Source organism: Stenotrophomonas sp. SMYL8 (assembly GCF_036320065.1).
Lineage (GTDB): Bacteria > Pseudomonadota > Gammaproteobacteria > Xanthomonadales > Xanthomonadaceae > Stenotrophomonas > Stenotrophomonas maltophilia_A.
The window spans coordinates 23,922-30,796 of record NZ_JAWIRR010000043.1; the positions used below are offsets into that span (position 1 = coordinate 23,922).

The following is a 6,875-nucleotide window of genomic DNA, read 5'->3' on the forward strand; positions in this document are numbered from 1 at the left end:
CATGAGATTGCTCCCGCGCCTGTTTGCAGTTCTGGTTGTTTCCTTCTCTGCCCTCATCGGCGCGGCTGCGGCTGCAGATCCTCGCCAACAGGGAGCTGCGCTGACCACGCAGTTCTACGAAGGGCACATCGACGCACTGTGGGAACGGATGACGCCGCAGATGCAGGCGGGGCTGCAGTCCCCGCAGAACCTGGTGGCGCTGCGCGAGCAGGTGCTGGCGGGCTGGGGCGCAGAAACCGAGCTGGTCAGTGAGAAGGTCGAGAAGGTTGATGGATTCGACACCTATCTGCGGCAGGCGCGCTTCGCCAGGAGCCCGGACCTGATCCAGGTGCTGTGGGCCATCGACGCCGACGGGCGGATTGGCGGTTTCTACATCCGCCCGCTCCAGACCACGCCACCGCAGGCCGCCAGGAGCGGGTTCCTCGACTACCAGACCCGCACACGGCTGCAACTGCCGTTCAACGATGAGTACTACGTGTTCTGGGGCGGGCGTACCGTCGAACAGAACTACCATGCGGCCCATGCCGGCCAGCGCTTCGCGCTGGATCTGTTGGTGGTCCGCGATGGCCGCTCGCACCGTGGCGATGGCCTGCGCAACGATGATTACTACTGCTTCGGTCGCCCGATCCTCGCGCCCGCCGACGGCACGGTGGTGGAGGTGATCGAGGGTGTCGCCGACAACGTGCCGGGCCAGACGAATGCCGCCCAGCTCACCGGCAACCGCGTCATCCTCGACCACGGCAACGAGGAGTACTCGGTGCTGGCGCACCTGCGCCAGGGCAGTGTGCGTGTGGCGCAGGGACAGGCTGTCCGCAGCGGCGCGCACCTCGGTGACTGCGGCAACAGCGGCAACTCCTCCGAACCGCACCTGCACTACCAGCTGCAGGCCGGGCCCGTGTTCGGTGTCGGCGAAGCGCTCCCGGCACAGTTCTCCGGTTATGTGGCCGATGACCAGCCAGTTGCACGCGGCGAGCCGGTCAAAGGTCAGCGGATCCGGCCGGCGCGCCTCCCGTAGGCAAAGTAGTCAGCGCGTCCGACGCGATGGGCAGGCACGCCGCGGGCACGCTGCGCCGTCGTTGGTGTCAGCAGTGGACGCCGATGTCGGCAAAGTCATCGCAGGACACGTGATGACCCAGTCAGGTGCGTGCAGGGCAGGAGAAAGTTCCTTCACCTTCACAAACCCTCGACCCGAAAAGTCTCAGAACGAACATTTCATCTTGCTGAAAAGACGCTGAAAATCTTGTGGTGTCCGGTTTTGGTCATTAGCGTCATCTGCACGGCGGATCGTTAGGGGGATCCGCTGGCTCGCCGGACTTCGAACCTCGCCAAGGCAAGCCAGCCCAGGGTTCGGGCCGGTGCTTCTGCCGATTCCGGCATTCACACCACAAGAAAGGGAAATACGATGTCCCAGGTAACGCAACCGCGTGTGCGTCGAGTGTGGGTGGTCCTTGGTGCGTCCGTTCTGTCATCGCTGCTGCTGGCCACGCCTGCGCTGGCCGGTGATGTCCAGCTCAGCGGCCTGCAGTCCGCACAGACCCACCAGCGTTTCATCGTGAAGTACCGCGACGGCAGCGCGCCGGTGGCCAACACCACCGCACTGGCCTCTTCGCTGAAGAGTGCCGCCGCCGGCCTGGCCAGCAGCCAGGGCCGCGCGCTGGGCCTGCAGCAGGTCCGCAAGCTGGCCGTCGGCCCGACCCTGGTCAAGACCGATCGTCCGCTCGACCAGGCCGAATCCGAGCAGCTGATGCGCAAGCTGGCCGCCGACCCGAACGTGGAATACGTTGAAGTCGACCAGATCATGCGTGCCACGCTGACCCCGAACGACACCCGCTTCAGTGAGCAATGGGGCTTCGGCACCTCCAATGCCGGCATCAACATCCGGCCGGCCTGGGACAAGGCCACCGGCACCGGTGTGGTCGTGGCGGTGATCGACACCGGCATCACCAACCACGCCGACCTCAATGCCAACATCCTGCCGGGCTACGACTTCATCAGTGATGCGGCGATGGCGCGCGACGGCAACGGCCGCGACAACAACCCGAACGATGAGGGCGACTGGTACGGCGACAACGAGTGCCAGGCGGGCTACCCGGGTTCGAACTCCAGCTGGCACGGCACCCACGTGGCGGGCACGGTAGCGGCGGTGACCAACAACAGCACCGGCGTGGCAGGTACTGCGTTCAACGCCAAGGTCGTGCCGGTGCGCGTGCTCGGCAAGTGCGGCGGTTACACCTCCGACATTGCCGACGCGATCGTGTGGGCGTCCGGCGGCAGCGTCAGCGGCGTGCCGGCCAATGCCAATCCGGCCGAGGTCATCAACCTCTCGCTGGGCGGCGGCGGCAGCTGTTCGACCACCTACCAGAACGCGATCAATGGCGCTGTCGGGCGTGGCACCACCGTGGTGGTCGCCGCCGGCAACAGCAACACCAACGTGTCCTCGTCGGTGCCGGCCAACTGCCCGAACGTGATCGCAGTGGCGGCCACCACCTCGGCCGGTGCGCGTGCCAGCTTCTCCAACTATGGCAACGGCATCGATATCTCGGCACCGGGCCAGGGCATCCTGTCCACCCTCAACAGCGGCACCACCACCCCGGGCAGCGCCAGCTACGCTTCGTACAACGGCACCTCGATGGCAGCACCGCACGTGGCCGGCGTGGTCGCGCTGATGCAGTCCGTAGCCCCGAGCCCGCTGAGCCCGGCGCAGGTGGAGAGCATCATCAAGAGCACTGCACGTCCGCTGCCGGGCGCCTGCTCGGGCGGCTGCGGCGCCGGCATCATCGACGCCGACGCTGCCGTGGCTGCGGCGATCAACGGTGGCGGCCCGAACCCGGGTGGCAACGTGCTGCAGAACAACGTCCCGGTCACCGGCCTCGGCGCTGCCAGCGGCGCTTCGCTGAGTTACACCGTGAACGTTCCGGCCGGCAGCACCCAGCTGCGCGTGGCGATCAGTGGCGGCAGCGGTGATGCCGACCTGTACGTGCGCCAGGGCAGTGCCCCGACCGATACCGCCTACACCTGCCGCCCGTACCTGAGCGGCAACAGCGAGACCTGCACCATCAACAGTCCGGCTGCCGGCACGTGGTATGTGCGGGTGAAGGCCTACAGCACCTTCTCGGGCCTGACTCTCAACGCCCAGTACTGAGCCCAAGCCCCTCTCCATGGGCACGCCCCGGCTCCGGCCGGGGCGTTTTTGCATGGGGGCGCGCGGTGATGCGAGCCGCCGCGTCGTGGTAGGTGCCGACCTTGGTCGGCACGCTGTTCCTCAGACCGATTCGAAGCGGTTCGCGGCCACGTTCTTGCGCACGTGCTGCGGGTCGAAAATCCGCCCGTTCATCGCGATGTACACGCCGCTTGGCAGCGACTGCACCGCACCGATCGCGCAGCCGATGTTGAACTCCGCATCCGAGCCGCGGAAACGCGCCGGGCTCAGCGCGCCGGTCATCACGATGGTCTTGTCCGGGATCGTCGCCAGCACCTTGCCGGTCTGCACCATCGAATCGGTGCCGTGGGTCACCAGCACGTGGCGGGTCGGCTGCGCGGCGATGGTGGCGCGGATCAGTTCGCGGTCCTCATCGTTGATGTGCAGCGAATCCTTGCGCAGGATCGGAATCACGTTGAAGCGGAACGTCACGCCCAGCTCGCGCAGGATCATGCCGATCTGGGGGTCGCCGATCTGGTAGTCCGACTTGTCGTCGAAGTAGATCTTGTCGATCGTGCCACCGGTGGTGACGACCAGGAGCTCTTCCATCATGTGCATGCGCGAAACCAGGACAGGTACAGCGGCGCGGGGCCAGGAACACAGATGATACGGCCCGGCGGGCGCAGCGTCAGCGTCGCTTGCCGAAGCGGGCGCGCAGCCCGGGGAGGCTGGCGCTGAAGATCACCAGCAGGGCCAGCGCGATCTCGATCAGCGCCAGCCAGCGTGTTTCCGGGTGGCTCCAGGCACTCATCACCCCGTGGCTGAACCAGCCCAGGGCCAGCACCGAGGCCCAGAAACCGGCCTTGCGCCAGCCCAGTCGCAGGGCAACGGCCAACGCCAGCGGCGGCGCGGTGAACACCAGCTGGGTGGCCAGCCAGTGCTTGTCATTGATGAACCAGCCGGCGAACAGCGCGGCCAGCCCCATCAGGGCCAGCAGCAGGGCCGTGCGCGGCGCGGCGCTCATCGGGCCAACCGCTGCGCGATGTCGGCCACCCGGCGGCCCAGCGCGCGCGCCAGCACGGCTTCATCGTCGGTCGGCTGCGGGTCGTCGGCGGCGCCGGCGACGTGGCTGGCGCCATACGGCGTGCCGCCACTGGTGGTGTGACTCAGCGCCGGTTCGGTGAACGGGATGCCGACGATCACGCAGCCATGGTGCAGCAACGGCACCTGCATCGACAGCAGGGTCGATTCCTGGCCGCCATGCATCGAGGCGGTGGAGGTGAACACGCCGGCCGGCTTGCCGGAGAGAGTGCCGTTGACCCATTCGGCGCCCAGCCCGTCCAGGAAATGCTTGACCGGCGCCGCCATGTTGCCGAAGCGGGTGGGGCTGCCAAGCAGCAGGCCCTGGCATTCGACCAGGTCCTGCACGCTCACGTAGGGGGCACCATCGTCGGGGACCGGAGGTTGTGCGGTCTGGGTCACGGCGGCCACCGGCGGCACTGTGCGCAGGCGCGCGGTCATGCCCGGCACTTCGCCGATGCCCCGCGCGATCTGGCGCGCCAGCCGTGCCACTGAACCGCCCCGGCTGTAGTACAGCACCAGAATCTCGCCCATCGTGCCCGCTTCTCCTCGTCGTGTGGCCACCAGTATGGCTATCCTGCGAGCATTCCGCATCGGGTACCCTTTCGCCGATGGAACCTTTGGATACGCTCAACCTGTGGATGGAGCGCGCGCGGGATCGCGCACGGGCCATCAGTTTCGGCCGCTTCCTGTGGCATCGCTTCCTCGACGACCGCCTGTTCCAGGCAGCGGCGGCACTGGCGTACACCACGGTGTTCGCGCTGGTGCCGCTGGCCATCGTGGTGTTCGGCGTGCTCTCGGCCTTCCCTGTCTTCGACCGCTGGAGTGACCAGCTCAGCGATTACGTCTTCTCCAACTTCGTGCCCAACGCCGCGCGTGCGGCGGAGGGCTACCTGCGGCAGTTCTCGGCCAGTGCCGGCCAGCTCACCGCCGCCGGCTTCATCGCACTGGTGGTCTCGTTGCTGATCACCCTCAACAGCGTTGAAGAGACCTTCAACCAGATCTGGCGGGTCGGCTCGACCCGGCCCAAGCTGACCCGCTTCCTGGTCTACTGGACCGTGCTGACCCTGGGCGCAATGCTCGCTGCCGCTTCGCTGGCGGTGTCGGCGCGGGTGTTCGCGATGCCACTGTTCGGCACCCAGGAGGGCCGCTGGCTGGCCGAGTTCGCGCTGCGGCTGGCGCCGATCCTGATCGAGTTCGTCTGCATCACGCTGATGTTCCGGGTGGTGCCGCACCACACCGTGAAATGGCGGCACGCGGTGCCCGGCGCGATTCTCGCGGCGGTCATCCTGGAACTGGTGAAGTGGGGCATCGGCGCCTACCTGGGCAGCTTCCAGTCCTACCAGAAGCTCTACGGCACGGTCGCCTTCGTGCCGATCCTGCTGCTGTGGATCTACCTGTGCTGGGTGGCGGTGCTGCTGGGCGCGTCGCTGTCCTCGTCGATGGCCGCCTTCCGCTACCAGCCGGTGGAACTGCGCCTGCCGCAGGGCTACGAGTTCTATGGCCTGCTGCGCCTGCTCGGCCGCTTCCACCATGCCCGAGCCAAGGGCAAGGGCCTGGCCGATGATGAAATCCTGCGGCTGGAGCCGATGCTGACCGATTCGCTGCTGCAGGACCTGGCCTGCAATCTGCAGGAGATCGGCCTGCTGCGCCGCGATGAACGCGGCGAATGGCTGCTCTCGCGCGACCTGGACCAGGTCAGCCTGGCCGATCTGTACGAATGTACCCAGCTGCGCATTCCGGTAGCCGAGCAGCATCTGCCATACCGCGACGACACACTGGGCCGTGCTGCGCTGGCGGCACTGGACGATCTGCGGCTGCCCCTGCGCGAACGCCTCAAGCGCAAGGTCAGCGATATCTACACCGATTCCGGAGACATGCCATGACCCGCAAGACCCCGTTGCTGCTCCCGCTGGCCCTGTTGCTGGCGCTGTCGGCCTGCAAACCGGCCCAGGAGCCGACCCCCGCCAGCAGCCAGCCGCCAGCACAGGCACCGACGCCGACCACACCGGCACCGGTCGAAGAGACCCCGGCCGAGCGCACCACTGCCGAGTTCCCGACGCTGAGGATGAAGGCGGTGGATGGCAGCGACTACGACCTGGCCGCGCACCGCGGCAAGTGGGTGATCGTGAATTTCTGGGCGACCTGGTGTGCCCCGTGCCGCAAGGAGATGCCGGAGCTGTCGGCGCTGCATGCGATGCGCAGCAACATCGAGGTGGTTGGCCTGGCCTATGAGGATATCGAGGTGCCGGAGATGCAGTCGTTCCTGACCAAGCACCCGGTGACCTATCCGATCGTGATCGTGGACCCGTTCGATCCGCCGGCGGACTTCGCCACGCCGCGGGGCCTGCCGTTGACGCATCTGCTGGATCCGCAGGGCAAGCTGGCGCACACCTTCCTCGGCCCAGTGACGGCCGCCGACATCGAAAAGCAGATCGCCAGCGCAGAGTAGTGGGTTGGTCGGCAGGGGCTGCGCCCTGCACCCGCAGAGGCCAGGGCAACGGCAAGAGCTGAAGCAACGGCGGGTCTGCTGAGGGATGGCGGGGGGGGGGGGGGGGGGGGGGGGGGGGGGGGGGGGGGGGGGGGGGGGGGGGGGGGGGGGGGGGGGGGGGGGGGGGGGGGGGGGGGGGGGGGGGGGGGGGGGGGGGGGGGGGGG

7 protein-coding genes are annotated in these 6,875 nt (G+C 67.7%); 4 read left to right on the top strand and 3 right to left on the bottom strand.

Annotated elements, in window-relative coordinates; genetic code table 11:
- Window position 1: 1 nt before the first annotated feature.
- Together V3B25_RS21110 and V3B25_RS21115 are read left to right on the top strand one after the other, a co-directional pair.
- The gene (locus tag V3B25_RS21110) at window positions 2-1,015 is read left to right on the top strand and encodes a M23 family metallopeptidase (protein ID WP_154352031.1); all 1,014 of its coding nucleotides are present in this window, start codon (window positions 2-4) and stop codon (window positions 1,013-1,015) included.
- A 387-nt stretch (window positions 1,016-1,402) separates the two neighbouring features.
- Complete coding sequence (locus V3B25_RS21115; RefSeq protein WP_004144921.1) at window positions 1,403-3,142, top strand: S8 family peptidase; 1,740 nt, start codon at window positions 1,403-1,405, stop codon at window positions 3,140-3,142.
- A 120-nt stretch (window positions 3,143-3,262) separates the two neighbouring features.
- Here V3B25_RS21115 and V3B25_RS21120 read toward each other — a convergent pair whose 3' ends face one another.
- The 3 genes from V3B25_RS21120 to wrbA all read right to left on the bottom strand — a co-directional run bounded on the left by V3B25_RS21120 (window position 3,263) and on the right by wrbA (window position 4,753).
- On the bottom strand, window positions 3,263-3,748 hold the full coding sequence (locus V3B25_RS21120) for an asparaginase domain-containing protein (protein WP_010481766.1): 486 nt from the start codon (window positions 3,746-3,748) through the stop codon (window positions 3,263-3,265).
- A 79-nt stretch (window positions 3,749-3,827) separates the two neighbouring features.
- Window positions 3,828-4,163, bottom strand: coding sequence for a DUF2069 domain-containing protein (locus tag V3B25_RS21125; RefSeq protein ID WP_049422884.1), 336 nt, complete (start codon window positions 4,161-4,163; stop codon window positions 3,828-3,830).
- Complete coding sequence (gene wrbA, locus V3B25_RS21130; protein WP_012510135.1) at window positions 4,160-4,753, bottom strand: NAD(P)H:quinone oxidoreductase; 594 nt, start codon at window positions 4,751-4,753, stop codon at window positions 4,160-4,162. Before wrbA ends, V3B25_RS21125 begins: the two co-directional genes overlap by 4 nt.
- 77 nt (window positions 4,754-4,830) lie before the next feature.
- Here wrbA and V3B25_RS21135 point away from each other — a divergent pair, with 77 nt between their 5' ends.
- The gene (locus V3B25_RS21135; protein WP_032130426.1) at window positions 4,831-6,105 is read left to right on the top strand and encodes a YihY family inner membrane protein; all 1,275 of its coding nucleotides are present in this window, start codon (window positions 4,831-4,833) and stop codon (window positions 6,103-6,105) included.
- Complete coding sequence (locus tag V3B25_RS21140) at window positions 6,102-6,671, top strand: redoxin domain-containing protein (RefSeq protein WP_329811506.1); 570 nt, start codon at window positions 6,102-6,104, stop codon at window positions 6,669-6,671. Before V3B25_RS21135 ends, V3B25_RS21140 begins: the two co-directional genes overlap by 4 nt.
- Window positions 6,672-6,875 lie beyond the last annotated feature (204 nt).

Excerpts from the sequence above, each read along its gene's own strand:
- V3B25_RS21110 (WP_154352031.1), top strand. The coding sequence starts at position 2 with ATGAGATTGCTCCCGCGCCTGTTTGCAGTTCTGGTTGTTTCCTTCTCT.
- V3B25_RS21115 (WP_004144921.1), top strand. The coding sequence starts at position 1,403 with ATGTCCCAGGTAACGCAACCGCGTGTGCGTCGAGTGTGGGTGGTCCTT.
- V3B25_RS21120 (WP_010481766.1), bottom strand. The coding sequence starts at position 3,748 with ATGGAAGAGCTCCTGGTCGTCACCACCGGTGGCACGATCGACAAGATC.
- V3B25_RS21125 (WP_049422884.1), bottom strand. The coding sequence starts at position 4,163 with ATGAGCGCCGCGCCGCGCACGGCCCTGCTGCTGGCCCTGATGGGGCTG.
- wrbA (WP_012510135.1), bottom strand. The coding sequence starts at position 4,753 with ATGGGCGAGATTCTGGTGCTGTACTACAGCCGGGGCGGTTCAGTGGCA.
- V3B25_RS21135 (WP_032130426.1), top strand. The coding sequence starts at position 4,831 with ATGGAACCTTTGGATACGCTCAACCTGTGGATGGAGCGCGCGCGGGAT.
- V3B25_RS21140 (WP_329811506.1), top strand. The coding sequence starts at position 6,102 with ATGACCCGCAAGACCCCGTTGCTGCTCCCGCTGGCCCTGTTGCTGGCG.